The organism is Peribacillus sp. NPDC094092 (genome assembly GCF_050279365.1).
GTDB lineage: Bacteria > Bacillota > Bacilli > Bacillales > DSM-1321 > Peribacillus.
Window position 1 is genome coordinate 1,353,502 of record NZ_JBNNUC010000001.1, and the last position, 16,949, is coordinate 1,370,450.

At 41.0% G+C, this 16,949-nt stretch carries 20 protein-coding genes; 6 read left to right on the plus strand and 14 right to left on the minus strand.

What is annotated here, in order from left to right; all coding sequences use genetic code 11:
• Positions 1-13 precede the first annotated feature (13 nt).
• Positions 14-502, plus strand: a complete 489-nt coding sequence (locus ACQKNS_RS06470) for a spore coat protein (protein WP_251431300.1) — start codon at positions 14-16, stop codon at positions 500-502.
• 55 nt (positions 503-557) lie between these two features.
• Here ACQKNS_RS06470 and ACQKNS_RS06475 read toward each other — a convergent pair whose 3' ends face one another.
• Entirely contained in the window at positions 558-848 is a 291-nt protein-coding gene (locus ACQKNS_RS06475; RefSeq protein WP_427641688.1) for a hypothetical protein, read from the minus strand.
• 151 nt (positions 849-999) lie between these two features.
• On the opposite strand from ACQKNS_RS06475, the gene ACQKNS_RS06480 reads away from it, so the two are divergent.
• Complete coding sequence (locus tag ACQKNS_RS06480; protein ID WP_427641689.1) at positions 1,000-3,273, plus strand: ATP-dependent helicase; 2,274 nt, start codon at positions 1,000-1,002, stop codon at positions 3,271-3,273.
• 63 nt (positions 3,274-3,336) lie between these two features.
• On the opposite strand, the gene ACQKNS_RS06485 is transcribed toward ACQKNS_RS06480, so the two are convergent.
• The 9 genes from ACQKNS_RS06485 to ACQKNS_RS06525 form a co-directional block, all read right to left on the minus strand.
• Entirely contained in the window at positions 3,337-3,591 is a 255-nt protein-coding gene (locus tag ACQKNS_RS06485) for a stage VI sporulation protein F (RefSeq protein WP_034314458.1), read from the minus strand.
• A gap of 110 nt (positions 3,592-3,701) precedes the next feature.
• Entirely contained in the window at positions 3,702-3,851 is a 150-nt protein-coding gene (locus ACQKNS_RS06490; RefSeq protein ID WP_427641690.1) for a YjcZ family sporulation protein, read from the minus strand.
• A gap of 102 nt (positions 3,852-3,953) precedes the next feature.
• On the minus strand, positions 3,954-4,310 hold the full coding sequence (gene spoVAE / locus ACQKNS_RS06495; RefSeq protein WP_283901583.1) for a stage V sporulation protein AE: 357 nt from the start codon (positions 4,308-4,310) through the stop codon (positions 3,954-3,956).
• Positions 4,311-4,326: 16 nt separating this feature from the next.
• Positions 4,327-5,352, minus strand: coding sequence for a stage V sporulation protein AD (gene spoVAD, locus ACQKNS_RS06500; RefSeq protein WP_427641691.1), 1,026 nt, complete (start codon positions 5,350-5,352; stop codon positions 4,327-4,329).
• Between the two features lie 3 nt (positions 5,353-5,355).
• A complete protein-coding gene (spoVAC, locus tag ACQKNS_RS06505) occupies positions 5,356-5,826 on the minus strand; it encodes a stage V sporulation protein AC (RefSeq protein WP_427641692.1) in 471 nt (156 codons plus the stop codon).
• A 15-nt stretch (positions 5,827-5,841) separates the two neighbouring features.
• Positions 5,842-6,339, minus strand: a complete 498-nt coding sequence (locus tag ACQKNS_RS06510) for a sporulation protein (RefSeq protein ID WP_427641693.1) — start codon at positions 6,337-6,339, stop codon at positions 5,842-5,844.
• Positions 6,340-6,629: 290 nt separating this feature from the next.
• Positions 6,630-6,995, minus strand: a complete 366-nt coding sequence (locus ACQKNS_RS06515; protein WP_427641694.1) for a DUF1360 domain-containing protein — start codon at positions 6,993-6,995, stop codon at positions 6,630-6,632.
• 14 nt (positions 6,996-7,009) lie between these two features.
• Positions 7,010-7,585: a hypothetical protein gene (locus tag ACQKNS_RS06520; protein WP_427641695.1), complete on the minus strand. Its 576-nt coding sequence runs from the start codon at positions 7,583-7,585 to the stop codon at positions 7,010-7,012.
• A gap of 11 nt (positions 7,586-7,596) precedes the next feature.
• Entirely contained in the window at positions 7,597-7,911 is a 315-nt protein-coding gene (locus ACQKNS_RS06525; RefSeq protein ID WP_427641696.1) for a hypothetical protein, read from the minus strand.
• 219 nt (positions 7,912-8,130) lie between these two features.
• Here ACQKNS_RS06525 and ACQKNS_RS06530 point away from each other — a divergent pair, with 219 nt between their 5' ends.
• From ACQKNS_RS06530 to ACQKNS_RS06540, 3 genes are read left to right on the plus strand one after another with little or no spacing between them, the layout of a single operon-like run.
• Positions 8,131-9,267: a GerAB/ArcD/ProY family transporter gene (locus ACQKNS_RS06530; RefSeq protein ID WP_427641697.1), complete on the plus strand. Its 1,137-nt coding sequence runs from the start codon at positions 8,131-8,133 to the stop codon at positions 9,265-9,267.
• On the plus strand, positions 9,224-10,747 hold the full coding sequence (locus ACQKNS_RS06535) for a spore germination protein (RefSeq protein ID WP_427641698.1): 1,524 nt from the start codon (positions 9,224-9,226) through the stop codon (positions 10,745-10,747). The genes ACQKNS_RS06530 and ACQKNS_RS06535 overlap by 44 nt, the downstream gene beginning before the upstream one ends.
• Positions 10,744-11,913, plus strand: coding sequence for a Ger(x)C family spore germination protein (locus ACQKNS_RS06540; protein WP_427641699.1), 1,170 nt, complete (start codon positions 10,744-10,746; stop codon positions 11,911-11,913). The genes ACQKNS_RS06535 and ACQKNS_RS06540 overlap by 4 nt, the downstream gene beginning before the upstream one ends.
• Before the next feature lie 53 nt (positions 11,914-11,966).
• Here ACQKNS_RS06540 and fabI read toward each other — a convergent pair whose 3' ends face one another.
• Together fabI and mgtE are read right to left on the minus strand one after the other, a co-directional pair.
• The gene (gene fabI / locus ACQKNS_RS06545) at positions 11,967-12,740 is read right to left on the minus strand and encodes an enoyl-ACP reductase FabI (protein WP_427641700.1); all 774 of its coding nucleotides are present in this window, start codon (positions 12,738-12,740) and stop codon (positions 11,967-11,969) included.
• A gap of 133 nt (positions 12,741-12,873) precedes the next feature.
• Positions 12,874-14,244 (minus strand): magnesium transporter, encoded by a 1,371-nt coding sequence (mgtE, locus tag ACQKNS_RS06550; protein ID WP_427642156.1) that lies wholly within the window; start codon positions 14,242-14,244, stop codon positions 12,874-12,876.
• A 122-nt stretch (positions 14,245-14,366) separates the two neighbouring features.
• Here mgtE and prpE point away from each other — a divergent pair, with 122 nt between their 5' ends.
• Positions 14,367-15,110, plus strand: coding sequence for a bis(5'-nucleosyl)-tetraphosphatase PrpE (prpE, locus tag ACQKNS_RS06555; RefSeq protein WP_427641701.1), 744 nt, complete (start codon positions 14,367-14,369; stop codon positions 15,108-15,110).
• 85 nt (positions 15,111-15,195) lie between these two features.
• Here the strand turns inward: prpE and ACQKNS_RS06560 are convergent, their stop codons facing one another.
• Together ACQKNS_RS06560 and ACQKNS_RS06565 are read right to left on the minus strand one after the other, a co-directional pair.
• A complete protein-coding gene (locus ACQKNS_RS06560; protein ID WP_427641702.1) occupies positions 15,196-16,110 on the minus strand; it encodes an RluA family pseudouridine synthase in 915 nt (304 codons plus the stop codon).
• A gap of 17 nt (positions 16,111-16,127) precedes the next feature.
• Positions 16,128-16,922, minus strand: a complete 795-nt coding sequence (locus tag ACQKNS_RS06565; protein ID WP_427641703.1) for an NAD kinase — start codon at positions 16,920-16,922, stop codon at positions 16,128-16,130.
• Between the last annotated feature and the right edge of the window lie 27 nt (positions 16,923-16,949).

Below are 16,949 nucleotides of genomic sequence, written 5' to 3' on the forward strand. Positions count from 1 at the left end.
AGGAAAAAACAACATGAACCAAAATGTATATCGTAGCAATTGTAACACACATGATGATTCTGAAAGATCATGGTCGGCTCTAGATTCCGCTTCCAGACATCCCCTGTCAGGATTCTGTAACGACGATGACACAAAGATTGACCAAGAGGCAAGACAGGATAATAATCAAGTACAGCTTTCTGAAGAACTTATTTACATTAAAGATTCTTGTAATGTAAATATCACTTCAACGGATGTTAAAGCGGCCCTTTCTCTGCAAGCTGCCCTACAAGCTGCTATTGCGGTCATCGTAAGCATTTCCATTGCAGATGCTGATAATGCTGAAAAGATCACTCAAGAATTAATCCAATCTTCTAATGTTAAACAAATCACGCGCCAAAAAACAATTGTTGAAAACAGCCGTGATATCGACATTACAACAACTGATGCACAAATCGCCCTAAACATCCAACTATTACTGCAACTATTGTTAGCTCTAATCGTGGAAATTGACATCCTTTAATAAAATCAACACAAAAAGGACACTTCTCGTGTCCTCTTTTGTCTTTCATGGGAAACTAAATAATTATGTTGATAAACCTTCCTTTTCCTGTCATTCCAGGCGTTAAATCTCCCTTTATCCTCATGCCCATTTGAGATTTATATGCGTCTGCTCCAAAAGCACTTACCCGATCATTATCTTGAATTTGAAGTAATCCTCCCATGCTTTCCCTTTCCAATACCTGATCAAAACGGATAGGTTGAATGGGTGCCGTTCCTTCAACAATTCTTACTTTCTCTGCAGCTTCGATTGTCCTGTTGGCATATTGAATATAATCAAATTGTGTGACAGGTGCTATGTACCCCATTGTAACCCTCCTTATATTCAAATCATTATGTTGTCATTTAATTACCCATCCAGAACCATAATTTAAACATGATTTCCGCATTCTTTTTTCCTAATCTTCTGGTATGATGAGTATTGCCGATATTTTTAATAGATTAGAGGTATCCATTTATATGAATCAAGCAAAATCTGGCAATGAAATCGTACATTTACATACCGTTTCAGCTGGTGAGCTGCAGACACTTTTTGAAAAAGGAAAACGTGATCAGCTTTCTTGTATCATTTGTCATAAACCAGTGAAATTATTTATTGGAATCCATGAGACACCTTATTTTTATCATAGTGACCCGTCGCAGGGACCCTGTGAAATGCCAATTTCAGAACCGATGAACGAGGACAAGCCATTAGAATATATGGAACAGAATGGATTTAGGATTCCAACATCACGGACCATTACGGAAACCAAAACCATTACAGAACCTTTCCTTAAAAGCCGGCCCATAACCGGCAATCCGAAATATTCAGATAAACCATATGGTCTGGCACAGCCAGAGGAACCATACTTTCAAGAATTATCCTCATCAGGGGTTGTACTCGATGCAGAGCAACTCAAGGCGGTAATGACGATCGATGGTCCAATTCTCGTCCTTTCAGGAGCAGGCAGCGGGAAAACCCGCGTATTGACGGTACGCACTGCCTATATGCTTACTGTGAAAAAGATTGATCCAAAAAGTATCATGCTTGTAACATTTACTGCGAAATCCGCAAAGGAAATGCAGCAGCGTCTGCTCGGCTATCCCTATATGACGCCTTCCCTTGTTTCTCAAATCGTTAGCGGGACATTTCATAGCATCTTTTATAAAATCCTGATTTTCCATGAACCGGCCAAATGGCAGCGCGATTTCCTATTGAAGTGGGAATGGGAAAAAGAAAAGGTATTGAAACAGGCTGGAAGGGAATTGGAACTTGATGATAAGGAATTTGCATATGATCAAGCCCTTCAACAAATCGGGCTTTGGAAAAACTCTTTGGCCTTTCCAGAAGATATTCACCCTAAGGACGATTGGGAGAAATCGTGTTTATTTTTATATAGGAGATATGAAGAATATAAACAGCAAACAGGGAAGTATGATTTTGATGATATGCTTGTAGGCTGTTATGTATTTTTAAAAAATCACCCGGACTTTTTAAAGAAATATCAGCAAAGGTTTAACTATTTTTTGGTGGATGAGTTTCAGGATATCAATAAAGTTCAATATGAATTGATAAAACTCCTCTCTGCTGACTCAAAAAATGTTTGTGCAGTTGGAGATGATGATCAATCCATTTATTCATTCCGGGGAAGCGATCCGAAGTATATTTTGAATTTCAATCATGATTTCCCCCGATCCCAAGTTGTGAAGCTGACGGAGAATTACCGCTCTTCCCATGAAATTGTAGCTACAGCGAACCGATTGATCAAGCGCAACCAGAACCGGATGGAGAAAAAGATGAGGGCACAGCATGATTCAGGAAATCCCCCTGTTTTATTTTATCCTCATGATGAGGAATTGGAAGCAACGATGATCGTATCCGATATCCAAGAGAAAATATCCAAGGGAGCAAACCCTGGGGACTTTGCAGTATTGTACAGGACACACACGATGTCCAGGGCCATTTTTGAACGGCTGGCCGCCTCCAACCTGCCATTCGTCATTGAAAAGGATGCAGATTCGTTTTATCAGCGCAGGGTGATCCGCGGGATGCTTTCCTTTATGCGCTTGAGTTTGTTTCCTCATGACAGCAAGTCAGCATCTGATGTCCTTTCCTCCTTATTCTTAAAGCAAAGTATACTACAGGAGTTAAAAGCAATGACAATCTTGCAGGATTGTGATTTTATTGATGCTTTTGCTTTTGTTAAGACAGGACATGCTTTTCAAGAACGAAAATTAAAAGCGATTCCAGGACTGATCCGCTCTTTGAAAATTATGTCGCCACTCGTAGCTTTAGAAATCATCGAGAAAGATTTAGGATACCAGGAATATGTAAAAAAACGCGGAAATGATGCGAACCTGGAAAAAGGATCCGATGACATCCGCGACTTAAAGGTCGCAGCAAATCGTTTTCCCACCGTCGCCGCTTTCCTTGAACATGTCGATCATATGACTGCGATGGTCCAAGAGATCAAACAGCTCTCGAAACATTTTAAGGATGCCATACAGCTTACCACCATACACCGTTCCAAAGGGCTTGAATATAATACCGTATATGTTCTTGCTGCTGTAGATGGCAGCATTCCTCATGATTTCGCACTTGAATCTTACCGGAAAGGGGAACTATCCCCTCTTGAAGAGGAAAGACGATTACTCTATGTAGCGGCAACCAGGGCTAAAAAGGACCTTTACCTTTCCATCCTGCAAACTAGGCGCGGACGGACGGCCCATCCATCACGTTTTCTGAAGCTTTGACCAAAGGCTGATGCTATCCAGCTTACAAAAAAACTGAAGGCCTGCATGATGGCAGGCCTTTTTTTACTTTTTATTTATCATATTGGAAATAGTACCGAAATCCAGTTTATTCCCTTCAGCTACGATCGAATGGACGATTTTATCTTCCGTTTCCTTATTGACCGGTTTGTTCGCAATTTTTGAAACACGCTTAATGACATTTCTAACAGTTGTTTCATCTTTGAAATTGGCTCCTTGCAGCGAGTTTGCCAATTCTAATACATCTTTCATATTTACGCCCGTTTTACCTTCTATGTTTTTAAAAAAGTTATTATCCATACCTAAGCCCCTCCCTTTTCTGTACCTATCCTATGGCATTATCAGAAAAATGTGCTTGGCCCAAACAAAAATAAAAATGGAATAGGCTTCTTCTGCCTATTCCATTTACCTTAGCAGAAAGAAGCCCCTACAATGATCAATAGGATAAACAATACAACGATTATCGCAAAAGTGGAACCGCCACCGCATCCACCGCCATAACCGCCGCCGTATCCATAGCCGCTGCCGCCACAACAACCGTAGCCACCAAAACCAAACATACATATCACCTCGCTCTCGCTAAAGCTTACTGATAACATATGTAGGTCTGGACAAATATGTATAGGCCATGTCCTAATCCAGGCTGCCTATTTCCGCTTATTTCATCCTTTTGGTCTGAAAACCAAAGCTCCGATGAAACCAAAGACGATTGCAGCAGAGATACCGGAACTCGTAATTTCAAACATACCTGTCAGTACGCCAACGATTCCATGTTTTTCCGATTCCATCATCGCCCCGTTCACCAGCGAGTTCCCAAACGAAACAATCGGTACGGTTGCTCCTGCACCGGCAAAGTCAACAAGCGGCTCATATAAATCAAATCCGCCAAGAACAGCCCCTATTACAACGAACAAGCTTAACGTATGTGCTGGTGTCAGCTTGGCAACATCGAAAAGAAGCTGGCCGACGACACAGATCAAGCCACCGATGACAAAGGCCCAAAAAAACATTGCTAACATCGAAATCTCTCCTTTTTCATGAACTCATCCCATATTCAATGGCCACCGCATGGGCAATGCACGGAATCGTATCTTTTTGCTGGACGGAAAGTGGTGACAATAATGCACCTGTTGCGACAAGCAGGATTTTTTTATATTTACCAGAAATCATCCCATTTAATATATGACCGTATAAAACCACTGCCGAACATCCCGCACCGCTCCCGCCAGCCAAAACAGGCTGATTCTTTTTAAAAATCATCAATCCGCAATCCTTGAATTTTTCCTGATTGATGTCACAGCCCTTTTGCTTTAATAAGTCAATGGCTGTCTCCCTCCCTATTTGACCTAAATCACCAGTAAAGATGAAATCATAATCATCCGGGGTCAAACCAGTATCTTTGAAATGGGCAAGTATCGTATCGACGGCCGCCGGGGCCATCGCTCCCCCCATATTGAAAGGATCTTTCAATCCCATATCAATGACCTTTCCGATAGTGGCCGAGACAATATGGGGAAATTCCCCTTGCTTGCTTCCATCAGGAGCAACCAGCGCCACCCCCGCTCCTGTTATCGTCCATTGAGCTGTTGGTGGTTTTTGCCCTCCATATTCAGTTGGATAGCGAAATTGTTTTTCTACAGCTGCATTGTGGCTCGAGGCGCCTGTCAACACATAGTTAGCCCCGCCATAATTCGTGATGAAGGCTGCTAGAGCTAACCCTTCCATCGAAGTGGAACAGGCTCCAAACAAGCCGAAATATGGAATTCCATTCGTTCTGGCCGCAAAGCTTGTAGGGGTAATCTGATTGATTAAATCACCCGCCAAAAAAAATTGCACTTGTTCCTTGTTGATCTTACCTTTTTCCAATGCAAGCTCAACCGCTTTTTCCATCAAATGTCGATGTGCCTTCTCATATGAATCCTGCTCCATCCACAGATCGTCATAAAGGATATCGAAATCACCCGCGATTTCTCCATTTGATTCAAATGGCCCTCCTGTTACCCCTGTTTCCAAGATGACCGGTTTATTGGTAAACATCCATGTTTGTTCTCCCTTTAACACCGCTTAGCCCCCAATCATTTGATAAATTGTTTTTATCAACGCCACGACAAAGGCTGAAAATACTCCAAATAAAATGACAGATCCGGCCAATTTAAACATATTGGATCCAACGCCAAGTACAAAACCTTCCGTCCGATGTTCGATTGCTGCCGAAATGACTGCATTACCGAATCCTGTAACAGGGACGGCACTTCCTGCCCCGGCAAACTGGCCAATGCGGTCGTAAAATCCGAAACCGGTCATCAAAAGAGCCAGGAACACCATGGTGGCAGTTGTAGGACCTCCGGCAGTCTGTTCCGTAAAGTTAAAAAAGTAAATATAGAAATAGGAAATGGCTTGTCCCACCATGCAGAAAATGCCACCTACTAAAAAGGCTTTCAAACAATTCTTCACGACTGGTCTTTTAATTTCATGCTTCCCTTGGAGCTCTTGATACGCATTCTGCTGTGGGGTCGTTTTCTCCTTGCCGCTCATAGCTGAACCTCTCTTCTAAATTAATTCTTTTTGAAGTTCTTCAATTTCCTTGAACTTCTTCCTTGCCTTTTTCTCGGGTACATCTTTTTCTTTTAGTAACTCGTTCAATCTTACAGATTCCAAAAAGATTTTATAATCGCTAGATACGATAAAATCATGATCGGGAAACTTCTCTTCCAGATTTTCAGTCACGGTCTTTTCAATTTTCTTCATATGAAAACGTTGCAGGTGCTTAACTTTATATGCGACGATAATCTTTTTTTCGTTTTTCACGACGATCACGTCATAGATGGTGTCTTCATTAGCAACTGTTTCCTTGACCTTTGAGATCAATCCCTTTTCATCTTTCCCATCCATTCCATTAATGATATCCATCGGTTCAGGATTCGTACGTTTAATCATTGCTAAATTTTCCGTTTTCCCATCATTCTTATTGCTGCAACCAGTAAGCACACACAAAACAACCAGAAAAACCAGCAAGCTGCCCTTAAAATATCTTTCTCGTCTGAACATAGATTCACATCCTAATTTTTCGTTCTATTGTTATTTTCTTGTTTAACTGTTTTTTTATGAATGGTAGGATTAGGAAATAAAAAAACCTTTCCGAAATGGAAAGGTTTTTTCACTCAATAGCCTTTATTTTTATTGTTATTATTACAGCCACAGTCTTTCTTGATTTTGATCGGTTGATCTTTTTTAATCGGTTTTGCATAAGCCCATGGATTCTGTTTCTGATTCAATTTATGACTCCTCCTTTAAGATCTATACCATACTATATGAACGAAGAGACAAGTTGTTTCCAATCAAATGTCCATAATTTTGCTGATTATGACCTCAATGATTGCGCCTACTGCTGCTACGGCAAGGATTACTATCAATACGTCACCAATAAACCAATATTGGATATAGAGAAAGACCAGAAAAAGGCTTACCCAGACACCCACACACCAATAACAGCTAAGCAATTGACCAATCCAGCCAAGCAGGCCCTTCTCCTTGGGAATTAAAAATATTTCGACTTCCCCTTCTTCATTTTTTTCCTCTATCTCATTAAAAAAGGGGCGGCGCAGCGGCTCCATGATTTTATCGAAAACGATCAAGCGTGTCAGCCTGAAGGAAGCCAAACCTAATATTATAAATAAGGTAAATCCATTTTGTGGGAGAAACATTTATTATTGCTCCTTCACTTGGGTTCTTCAATTATTTTGGCATCGATGATATCCGGCAGGCCAACGAAACGAATATGGTTCCCTCTTTTTATCTTCACTGATTCCCCCTTCATTCCCAACACATGAAACTGAATCGTTTTTCCTTTAACAGTAGCCTGACATAATGGCTTTGGAAAACCTTGATGATTGGATAGGCGGGAAATGATGTCGCGGGAAGATTCTTTCTTCTCCACTTTTTTTCTTTTCCTCTTAACTGGTTTTTCTTTTTCTTCTTCTAGTTGTTCAGGACGTTCCATTTGTTCAACCGGAGCATGCTCAGGAACATATTGTTCGGTGATTTTCCTTAATCCCGAAATCTCTTTTTCAATTTCCATCATGGCATCGTAAACACCGAATTCCCGTTTGACTTTTTCGATTTTTTCTTCTTTTTGATCGGCTTCCTGTAGTTCGGGTTCAGGCTCAACGCTGTCTTGAGATGTAGCTTTTTTGGTTCGAAAATCACGTTGCATATTCCCACGCTGATCAGATATTTTTGCTTGATCAACATATAAAAGTGGTTTGGATTCCTTATCGCCATTTTTCTCTGACATGAAAACCCTCCTTAATATTTCAGGATATCCACAGACTGCAGCTGCTCCATATGGTATTGGACCACTTTTTTCCCGAATTTATGCCTTATGAACAAACTGGATTCTTTTTTTTGTTCCAATTTTCCAAACAGTGTACGGTCATTGATGATGAACTTACAAACAGGTTTAGGTGCAAAGGCTGGAAGCCGGGACAATAGCTCCACCAATTCCTCGGCAGTATATGAAGTGCTGATATTTTTTTCATTCAAATTAATATGTCTCTTTAGCGGATTGTGTATGGTTTTTTTTCCGACAACACAAGGCAGACCAACTTTCTTCACGTCCATGATTCCCCTCCTTCTTTTTCACGAATAGGGTTGAAAGCAGGTTTTTGCCGATTCTCGCAAACAATGAATATCAGCTCTATGTATCATTTATATGAGATTCACCCTTCTTTATGCTGGAGAAGTGCCGCTCCCTAAAAAAGAAGGACATCAACTCATCTTGGATATGTTGGGGATTGGTGGAGAAAACTAATAAATAATGGGTAACAAAGGAGATCCGAGATGAAAAAAAGTGGAAAGATTTCAACCGTACAATTATCTTTAATCGTAATGACGGCCGTCGGTTTAAAAAATCATGTAACAATTCTTCCTCATTTACTATCAAGTGCTAAACGGGATGGGTGGATTTCCGTACTGCTTGCTTTTGGTTTGATAATGATTTGGTGTTTACTTTTGTCATACATTCACAAAGCCACCTATCAGACCAACGTATTTGTATGGGTTGAATTGAATATCGGAAAGGCTCCAGGCAAAATTTTATCCTTTGCCATGAGTATCTTTTTCGCTTCTTTAGCTGCCGTGTCATTGAAAGAAATGATTGTTTGGACAAAGGTATCTTATTTACCCGTAACTCCGCCAATTCTCGAAATCATCCTTTTTATTGGTTTATGTTTTTTCCTTGCCTCCACAAATATCCAAACGATAGTTATCACGAACACATTCGTACTGACTGCCGTTATCGTTTTTGGTTTTTTTGTAGCGATAACAAATATCCAATTTAAGGATTATTCACTATTAAAGCCCATCATGGAAAATGGATGGTCTCCAGTTTTTTCTGGCATGATTTATCCTTTGTCCGGGCTTATTGAGTTGATTGTCATACTATTCATGCAGCAAAAAGTTCATGGCAAAATAAAATTCAAGGTATTTGCCTTAAATGCCATTATCCTTACATGGCTAATCCTTGGTCCCCTAATTGGTTCCATTACGGAATTCGGTCCGTTGGAGGCTTCCAGACAAAAGTATCCGGCTTTTGAACAATGGGGATTGGTAACTTTAGGAAGATTCATTGAACACCTTGATTTCCTCTCGATTTACCAATGGTTAACCGGAGCGTTCATAAGAGTATCGTTTTTCTTATTCTTATCACTTGAAGTGCTATCACTTACAAAAAAGCGAAGCAAAACTATATTGCTCATTGTTTATTCAATCATCCTGTTCCTTTCCAACGCATACAGCTTCAGTGATGTAATTTTATATCACATTATAAGAGTATATGTCATGCCGATTACGTTCTGGTTCTTTTTAGCGGTTTCCATCCTCTTAAGCATTTTTATATTCTTCAACAACCGTAGTAAAAGGAGGACAACATCCGATGTTCAAGAAAACCAAAAAGCAACTGTCCAATCCGAAAAGTAAGAAGGACAACATAGAAAAACTCGATATAAAAAAAGAATCCGATTTAAGAAAAATATTCGAAAATTCAGGTGATGTTTATTTTCAAAGCAGTCTTTACCGTAATGAGTTTCCCCTTAAAGTCACATTAATAGGATGTGAAGGGCTTATCGATACTGAACTGTTAAATAATCTGGTTTTTGAAAGGTTAACTTTATTTTTTCAAAAGTACCCAAAGGGCAAATTGACTATCGAGGACTTAAAGGATTCCCTTTACCTTCCTCAACTAACAGAAGTAAATACAAGTGAAGAGTTATTTGCAGATATCTACTCTGGGAAGTTAATTCTTCATTTTGAGGGATTCGAATATTTATTATCCGCTAATATTTCTAAGCGTCCCCAACGCAGCCCTGAGGAAACATCTGCCGAAGTCACCATTAAAGGCCCTAGAGATAATTTCATAGAGGATTTATCCATTAATGTCGCATTGAACCGTAAGCGAATGCGAACAAACTCCTTGAGTGTTAAATATTTCGAGGTGGGCAGGAGAACTTTGACTAAAGTCGCTGTTTTATTTATGGATGACATATCTAATCCTGATATGGTTCAGGAAATATCTCGGAAAATTGAAGCAATTGATGTGGATGGGATATATGGAGGCAATCAATTTATGGAATTGATCGAAGAGCATCCTTCGTTACTTTTTCCAAGGCATGACTATTCGGGAAAGCCGGATTTTGCCGTACAATGCCTGTTAAAAGGAAGGATTTTAATTTTAATTGATGGTGTTGCCTATACCATGATTACACCAATTAACCTCTTCATTGTCTTAAAAACATCCGAAGATAATGAATACACGACCATTTACGCTTCATTTGAAAGGATCCTTCGATTATTCGGCATATTTATTGCTGCTTTATTACCAGGTTTTTGGGTCGCTTTAACAACCTTTCATCAAGACCAGCTCCCGCTGATATTACTTGCCACGGTAGTGGAGTCCAGAAGGGGTCTTCCACTTCCAACCGCACTGGAGGCCATTACCATGGTAATCGTCTTTGAAATATTCAAAGAAGCGGGGATGCGCCTCCCCACTTCGATAGGATCTACATTAAGTGTATTGGGCGCCTTGATCATCGGGGATGCCGCCATCCGTTCCGGTTTAACAAGTCCGGCCATGCTTGTAGTCATAGCCGGTTCGGCAGTCGCCACTTTCACTCTCGTCAATCAATCGATCATAGGCGTCATCAGCTTGATAAGACTCGTGGCCATTATATCCGCTTCATTTTTGGGACTTTTCGCATTTATTCTACTAGCTCTATTTTTATGTGCATATGTAAGTAATATCCGGATATTAGGAGTTCCTTATATGGAAGTTTCCGCTAACCTGAGTATGTCCAACATGGTCAAGACACTTTTTCGCATTCCTTCCTCCTCGGATAAAAGACGCCCATCCATCTTTTCTTCGAAAGATCCCACGAAGAAAGGTGAGGAAGGACATAAATGAAAAAAACGAAAAGCGCTCTCATTTTTTTATTATGTGTTTTCTTTCTCACTGGCTGCTGGGATTCCAATGAACCGGAACGCCTCGTGTATGCGAATGGTTTAGGCATCGATTATAAAAACGGCAAAATCATCGTTCATCTTCAAATAATAAATATGAAAGGATTAGCCAAATCAGAATCCGGTGGTGACCCAAGTTCACTTAGCGCAGCTGATGTTGGAACAGCTACTGGAAACACGTTGGAAGAAGCATTATTCAATTTATATCATACGGTCGATCGGCGAATTTATTGGGGACACCTCTCATTTGTGATTTTTTCTGAAGAAGCGCTTAATATGGGCGGACTCAAATATACAGTTGATTTTTTGGATCGTTACCGTGAAACACGCTATCGGGTTTACTTTTTCATGACGAAAGATTCAATAAAAGATGCCATGCTCATTTCTCCCATTGAAAATATCTCCATCGCATTTTCAAAATTGAGTGATCCAGATGATAACTATCATCAAAGTTCCTTCATCCCGCCCATTAATCTTAGGGAAATTATCATTCAACTGGATGAACCTGCTTATCAGGTAGCCATTCCAGAGTTAAAAATAACTGAACAATGGAGCGGTCAGGATAAAAAGGAGAAGTCATTATTAATTGAAAGTGTAACGATCATTTCCAAAAATAAAATTAAAGATTTCCTGCCTAAGAACGTAATGAATGGGGGTCGATTGGTCAATAAAGATTTCGTTCGTGATAGTGTAACCCTTTTCGCCGGAACAAAAAAGGATGCATCTGTCATCCTTTACGATAAAAAGTCAAAAATCACTCCTATCATCGAGAGAAACGGGAAAGTCCGATTTGATGTGAATTTAAAAGTCAAGGCAAGTGTGGAAATGATAAAAAATGATATAACCCGTCAACAATATGAATCTGAAATAAAACGCTCCATCAAAAAAGAGATAAAAAAAACATATCAATATACACAGAAAAGAGATATCGAGCTATTCAAACTCTCTAAACTACTCTATCGGCATGATAGTGAAGCTTGGAAAAGAATGGAGAGCGAAGGAATGATCCCTTTGGATGATGATTCGCTCAGATCAATTTGGATTGAGGTTGAACTTCAAGATACCGGTAAACAAAAATTATCTCCTATCTTTGAAGGCCAGAGAGACTAAGGAGTGGAAAATCAGTAAAAAAAGGGGACCGATATCGGCCCCCTTTTTTACTGTCATCCGATTATATGGTAACCGGAATCCACATGGATATTTTCCCCGGTGATTCCGCGGGACATATCACTTAATAAAAATACTGCCGTATCCCCTACTTCTTCTGGAGTCGTTGTACGGCGGAGCGGTGCTTCTTCTTCAATCTTCTTTAAAATTGTATTGAAGTCACGGACACCTTTAGCGGATAAGGTACGGATAGGTCCTGCCGAAATTGCATTCACACGGATGTTATCTTTGCCTAGATCACTTGACAGATAACGGACATTGGCTTCAAGAGAGGCCTTGGCCACTCCCATTACATTATAATTCGGCATGACCCGTTCACCGCCAAGATACGTCATTGTGACGATGCTGCCGCCTTCCGGCATGATTTCCTTCGCCGCTTTAGCTACAGCCGTCAACGAAAATGAACTGATATTATGGGCAAGCAAGAACCCTTCACGGCTCGTGTTCACGAACTCGCCGTCCAGCTCTTCTTTGTTGGCGAATGCGACACTGTGTACCACGCCATGAATGATACCTGTTTCTTCCTTAATCGTCCCAAAACATTTATCAATGCTTTCATCCTTCGTTACATCACATTGTAAAATAACGGAAGGTTCCCCTTCCAATGTAGAAGATAGTTCCTTAACGCTTTTTTCCGTACGGTCTTTTCCGTAAGTGAAGATCAGCTTTGCACCTGCTTTATGTAAGGAACGGGCAACTCCCCATGCAATACTTCTTTTATTCGCTACACCCATTATGACAAACGTTTTTCCCTCTAATGAAAAAGTCATCGTATGTGACCTCCTATTTTTAATACAAGTTATTAGTACCTGCTACTAATGATAGTATATCAAAATTCCTTTGATAAAAACACCGTTTTCTAAAGTCCTGTGGGAATAGCCCTTCAAGAGGGCCTCACTTGGCTTATAGCAAATAGCCCATTAATAAAGTTGCCAATCCGAAATAAATAAGAATACTGATAAGGTCATTGATTGTTGTAATGAAAGGACCTGAAGCTACCGCTGGGTCGATTTTCATTTTATGCATGAGAAGCGGGACAATTGAACCGGCAAGTGTGGCAACGATCAGGGTTATGAAGATGGAAACACCGACCAATAACCCCAGCATTAAATCACCTTGCCAAAAATAGACAATGAAAGTGATGGCAATTCCACATGTCATCCCAATAATAAGCCCAGTTCCAGCCTCTCTAAGGACCAGTTTCCACTTGCTTTCCTGTTCTAATTCACCTGTTGCGATTCCTCTGACCGCTACTGCCAATGCTTGTGTTCCCGTATTTCCTGCCATGCCCCCAATCAATGGAATAAATACGGCAAGAATCGCTTTTTGGCTTAGTGTCTCTTCGAATCGGCCGATCAAACTCGCAGTCAGCAAGCCTAAAAATAAGAGGATGACCAACCATGGCAGCCGTTTTTTTGCAGCGGAAAATGGATTCTTATCAACATGATCAAGATCAGAGATACCTGCCAATTTAGAATAATCATCGGATGCCTCTTCATCCATGACATCAATGATATCATCAACCGTTATTATCCCTAGCAAATGGTTTTGGAAATCGACGACTGGCACGGCAAGGAAGTTATAATCCCTGATTTTTCGTGCCACCTCTTCCTGATCTTCAGATACAGGTACGGAAACTACCCTGTCATCCATTAAATCACCGATTAAAGCATCTTCTTCAGCAATGATCAATGTCCTGAGCGATAAAACACCGAGCAGCTTCTTATCCTGATCGGTAACGAACACATAATAAATCGTTTCCGCTTCCGGAGCTTCCCTTTTTAAGATCTGCATGGCTGATCGAGCGGTTTCATTTGCTTCAATGGCAATGAATTCTGTCGTCATGATACTTCCCGCCGTAGATTCCTCATAGTTCAGAAGCTCCTGAATCTCACTTGCCGCTTCATCATCCATGATGGTCAAATAGCTGACGGCCTGCTCATCATTGATTTCATTCAGGACGTCAGCCGCATCATCCGCATACATATGGGAAAGCATATCTGCTGCGTAAGAAGGATTCATTTCAGCCAATAGGCTTTCGTAATCCTCTTCATCAATTTCTATATTTTCAAAAAGGTCCGCCATTTCTTCCGGTGACAAATATGTGTAAACGACGGATCTGAATTCATCTGTCAAGCTTGTATAAAATTGAGCCTGATCATATGGATGCATTTCAAGGAACTCCGTACGAAACTGATCTAGACTTTCCGTTTTAAGCGCTTCAAGCAAAAGTTCGTTATTCATTTGACTGCTCTCCCGCTCCCAGTCCTTCATCTCCTCCATAACCATACACCTCCTAAAACATATTTTTTCATTTTCTCGTTTATATTTTATTTTTTTAAATAATACTATACTAATACCATAAACATATACAAAACAAACAAAGGGTGTGTCAAATGAACATCGATATCATAGGGGACATTCATGGATGTTTCGCTGAATTAAGGCAGCTGACCGAAAAAATGGGCTATACATGGGAGACTGGGTTTCCTGTACATCCCTCTGGAAGGATTCTCGGCTTTGTAGGAGATTTAACCGATCGCGGCCCAAATTCCCTTCAAGTAATAGAGGTTGTCCATGAATTAGTCATTAACCAAAATATAGCAAGATATGCCCCAGGTAACCACTGCAATAAATTGTATCGTTATTTTTCAGGCAATAAAGTTCAAATATCACACGGTTTGGAGACTACTGTAGCCGAATATGAATCACTGAACATTCGGGAGCAAAAGAAGATCCGAAAAAAATTCATGGATCTGTATGAACGTTCCCCACTTTATCAACTCATTGATGAAGGGCGATTGATCATTGCCCATGCAGGAATTCGCGGTGACTATATTGGCCAATATAGCAATAAGGTCAAAACCTTTGTCCTATATGGTGATATCAATGGCTCCAAACATCCCGATGGGTCCCCTGTCAGGAAAGACTGGGCACAATCATACAAAGGGAAACCATGGATCGTATATGGACATACACCAGTCCCTCAAGCCAGACGAGTCAATCAGACTTATAATATTGATACAGGCTGCGTCTTCGGTGGAAAACTGACGGCTGTCCGTTATCCCGAAATGGATCTTCAAGATGTGCCTTCTTCCATGCCATATATTGCGGAAAAATTCAGGACATCTTTCGATTAACCAAAAAAACTCGCCATCTTGGTGAGTTTTTTTTCGTATATGGATTTAACTCATAATCTTAGATTAATGCGTCCCGGGTATAAAGTCAGGAATCCCATCCTTTACTTCCCTCGAGCAAACTGGTCATATCTTCTGGTAACTCTTCTTGAAACACCATCATCTTCTTGGTGAAAGGATGTAAAAATTTCAATTCAAAACAATGAAGGGCTTGGCGAGGGATACCTCTCCTATTCCCTCCATATAAATCATCACCGGCCAGCGGGTGACCAATATGCGCCATATGGACCCTGATTTGATGTGTACGCCCTGTCCTGAGTTCCAAATTAAGGAATGTATGGGACTCTGTGTGTGCCAATACCTTAAATAAGGTACAGGCATACCGGCCATCCTCCCTAACCTCCCGTTCAATGATGCTGGTCGATTTACGCCCGATTGGCGCCACTATCTCCCCTACAGGTCCTTCAACGATCCCTTCTGCTACCGCTTGGTATCTCCGTTTAACCTGTCCTGATTTTTGCTGTTCACTTAAAAGGTGATGGATATGCCGGTGCTTGGCGATTAAAACCAAACCTGATGTGTCCCGGTCAAGACGTGTAACTATATGGATCGTCGCCTGTATTCCCCTCTTCCTATAATAACCCGCCAAGCCATTCGCCAGACTGCCGTTGGGATGCTCGCGGGAAGGAATGGTATTCATGGAAGGGGGCTTGGCCACCACCAATACAAACTCATCTTCATATCTTACGTTCAGGGGGATGGGTTCCGGCAAAAGGCCTTCGCTTGCCTGTTCCGGCGGAAATATGACGGTGACGATGTCGCCCGTTTCAATCCGTTCCCGTACGGTTACTTCTTTACCGTTCAACTGGATATACCCACCTTTAAACTTAATATCCGTTAATGCTCGTTTTGAAATATCGCATTTGCTGAGAAACTCTCGCAATAAAGAGCCAGAATCCTCTTCAAAAACCGACCAGGTCAAAGAAAAGTTTTGATTTGACATGAGATGAACCTATCTCCTTAATTAGCAATAAATGAATCATGCACTCTTTTCCAGAAAGGAAAAGGGCGGAATCTGGCAAATCGGATCTTTTCATCTGCCACTCGGCACTGTATCGACTTTACATTCTCCTGAAGCAAGGACAAATGGTCGACCGTAATTTGAAAATTGACCGCATTGACCGGCCTGAACATACACGTATGATGTGCCGGCAGCAGAAGTGGAGATCCCACCGTCCTAAACACCCGGTTGTTAATGGATGCCAATTCGGTGATCTGGATGGCATCAATTGATGGATGGACGATGGCCCCGCCAAGCGCCTTATTATACGCCGTGCTACCAGATGGAGTCGCAATGCATAAACCATCACCACGGAATGTCTCGAAATGCTGGCCGCGTATTTCAACGTCCATGACGAGCGTCCCTTCTACACTTTTGACCGTCGATTCATTCAAAGCCAAAAATCTGGCTTCCCGCCCTCCATGCTGATAACGGACAATCGTTTCGAGCAGTGGATATTCGACTATTTGAAATGGGGTTTTCGCTAAAGCTATCACCAATTTTTCAATTTCATCAGGGGTCCAATCCGCATAAAAACCAAGATGTCCTGTATGTACACCGACAAAGGCGGTTTTATCCAATCGATTCTTATAACGGTGAAAAGCATATAATAAGGTGCCATCACCACCGACAGAAATGACAATATCCGGCTGATCTTCGTCATAATCCAAATGAAAGTCCTGAAGATACGTCCGCATCCTTTGCATTAAAGTATTCGATTTCGCATCTCCTTTTGACGTAATCGCAAATTTCATGTAATCCCACCTCACAAATTAGATTTC

What these genes read in the sequence shown, in the direction of transcription:
- spoVAC (WP_427641692.1), bottom strand. Translation starts at nt 5,826, where the DNA reads ATGAGCGGCAAGGAGAAAACGACCCCACAGCAGAATGCGTATCAAGAG.
- ACQKNS_RS06560 (WP_427641702.1), bottom strand. Translation starts at nt 16,110, where the DNA reads ATGTCAAATCAAAACTTTTCTTTGACCTGGTCGGTTTTTGAAGAGGAT.
- ACQKNS_RS06480 (WP_427641689.1), top strand. Translation starts at nt 1,000, where the DNA reads ATGAATCAAGCAAAATCTGGCAATGAAATCGTACATTTACATACCGTT.
- ACQKNS_RS06490 (WP_427641690.1), bottom strand. Translation starts at nt 3,851, where the DNA reads ATGTTTGGTTTTGGTGGCTACGGTTGTTGTGGCGGCAGCGGCTATGGA.
- ACQKNS_RS06485 (WP_034314458.1), bottom strand. Translation starts at nt 3,591, where the DNA reads ATGGATAATAACTTTTTTAAAAACATAGAAGGTAAAACGGGCGTAAAT.
- prpE (WP_427641701.1), top strand. Translation starts at nt 14,367, where the DNA reads ATGAACATCGATATCATAGGGGACATTCATGGATGTTTCGCTGAATTA.
- ACQKNS_RS06525 (WP_427641696.1), bottom strand. Translation starts at nt 7,911, where the DNA reads ATGGACGTGAAGAAAGTTGGTCTGCCTTGTGTTGTCGGAAAAAAAACC.
- ACQKNS_RS06520 (WP_427641695.1), bottom strand. Translation starts at nt 7,585, where the DNA reads ATGTCAGAGAAAAATGGCGATAAGGAATCCAAACCACTTTTATATGTT.
- fabI (WP_427641700.1), bottom strand. Translation starts at nt 12,740, where the DNA reads ATGACTTTTTCATTAGAGGGAAAAACGTTTGTCATAATGGGTGTAGCG.
- mgtE (WP_427642156.1), bottom strand. Translation starts at nt 14,244, where the DNA reads ATGAAGGACTGGGAGCGGGAGAGCAGTCAAATGAATAACGAACTTTTG.
- ACQKNS_RS06540 (WP_427641699.1), top strand. Translation starts at nt 10,744, where the DNA reads ATGAAAAAAACGAAAAGCGCTCTCATTTTTTTATTATGTGTTTTCTTT.
- spoVAE (WP_283901583.1), bottom strand. Translation starts at nt 4,310, where the DNA reads ATGTTAGCAATGTTTTTTTGGGCCTTTGTCATCGGTGGCTTGATCTGT.
- ACQKNS_RS06515 (WP_427641694.1), bottom strand. Translation starts at nt 6,995, where the DNA reads ATGTTTCTCCCACAAAATGGATTTACCTTATTTATAATATTAGGTTTG.
- ACQKNS_RS06565 (WP_427641703.1), bottom strand. Translation starts at nt 16,922, where the DNA reads ATGAAATTTGCGATTACGTCAAAAGGAGATGCGAAATCGAATACTTTA.
- ACQKNS_RS06530 (WP_427641697.1), top strand. Translation starts at nt 8,131, where the DNA reads ATGAAAAAAAGTGGAAAGATTTCAACCGTACAATTATCTTTAATCGTA.
- ACQKNS_RS06535 (WP_427641698.1), top strand. Translation starts at nt 9,224, where the DNA reads ATGTTCAAGAAAACCAAAAAGCAACTGTCCAATCCGAAAAGTAAGAAG.
- ACQKNS_RS06470 (WP_251431300.1), top strand. Translation starts at nt 14, where the DNA reads ATGAACCAAAATGTATATCGTAGCAATTGTAACACACATGATGATTCT.
- ACQKNS_RS06510 (WP_427641693.1), bottom strand. Translation starts at nt 6,339, where the DNA reads ATGTTCAGACGAGAAAGATATTTTAAGGGCAGCTTGCTGGTTTTTCTG.
- ACQKNS_RS06475 (WP_427641688.1), bottom strand. Translation starts at nt 848, where the DNA reads ATGGGGTACATAGCACCTGTCACACAATTTGATTATATTCAATATGCC.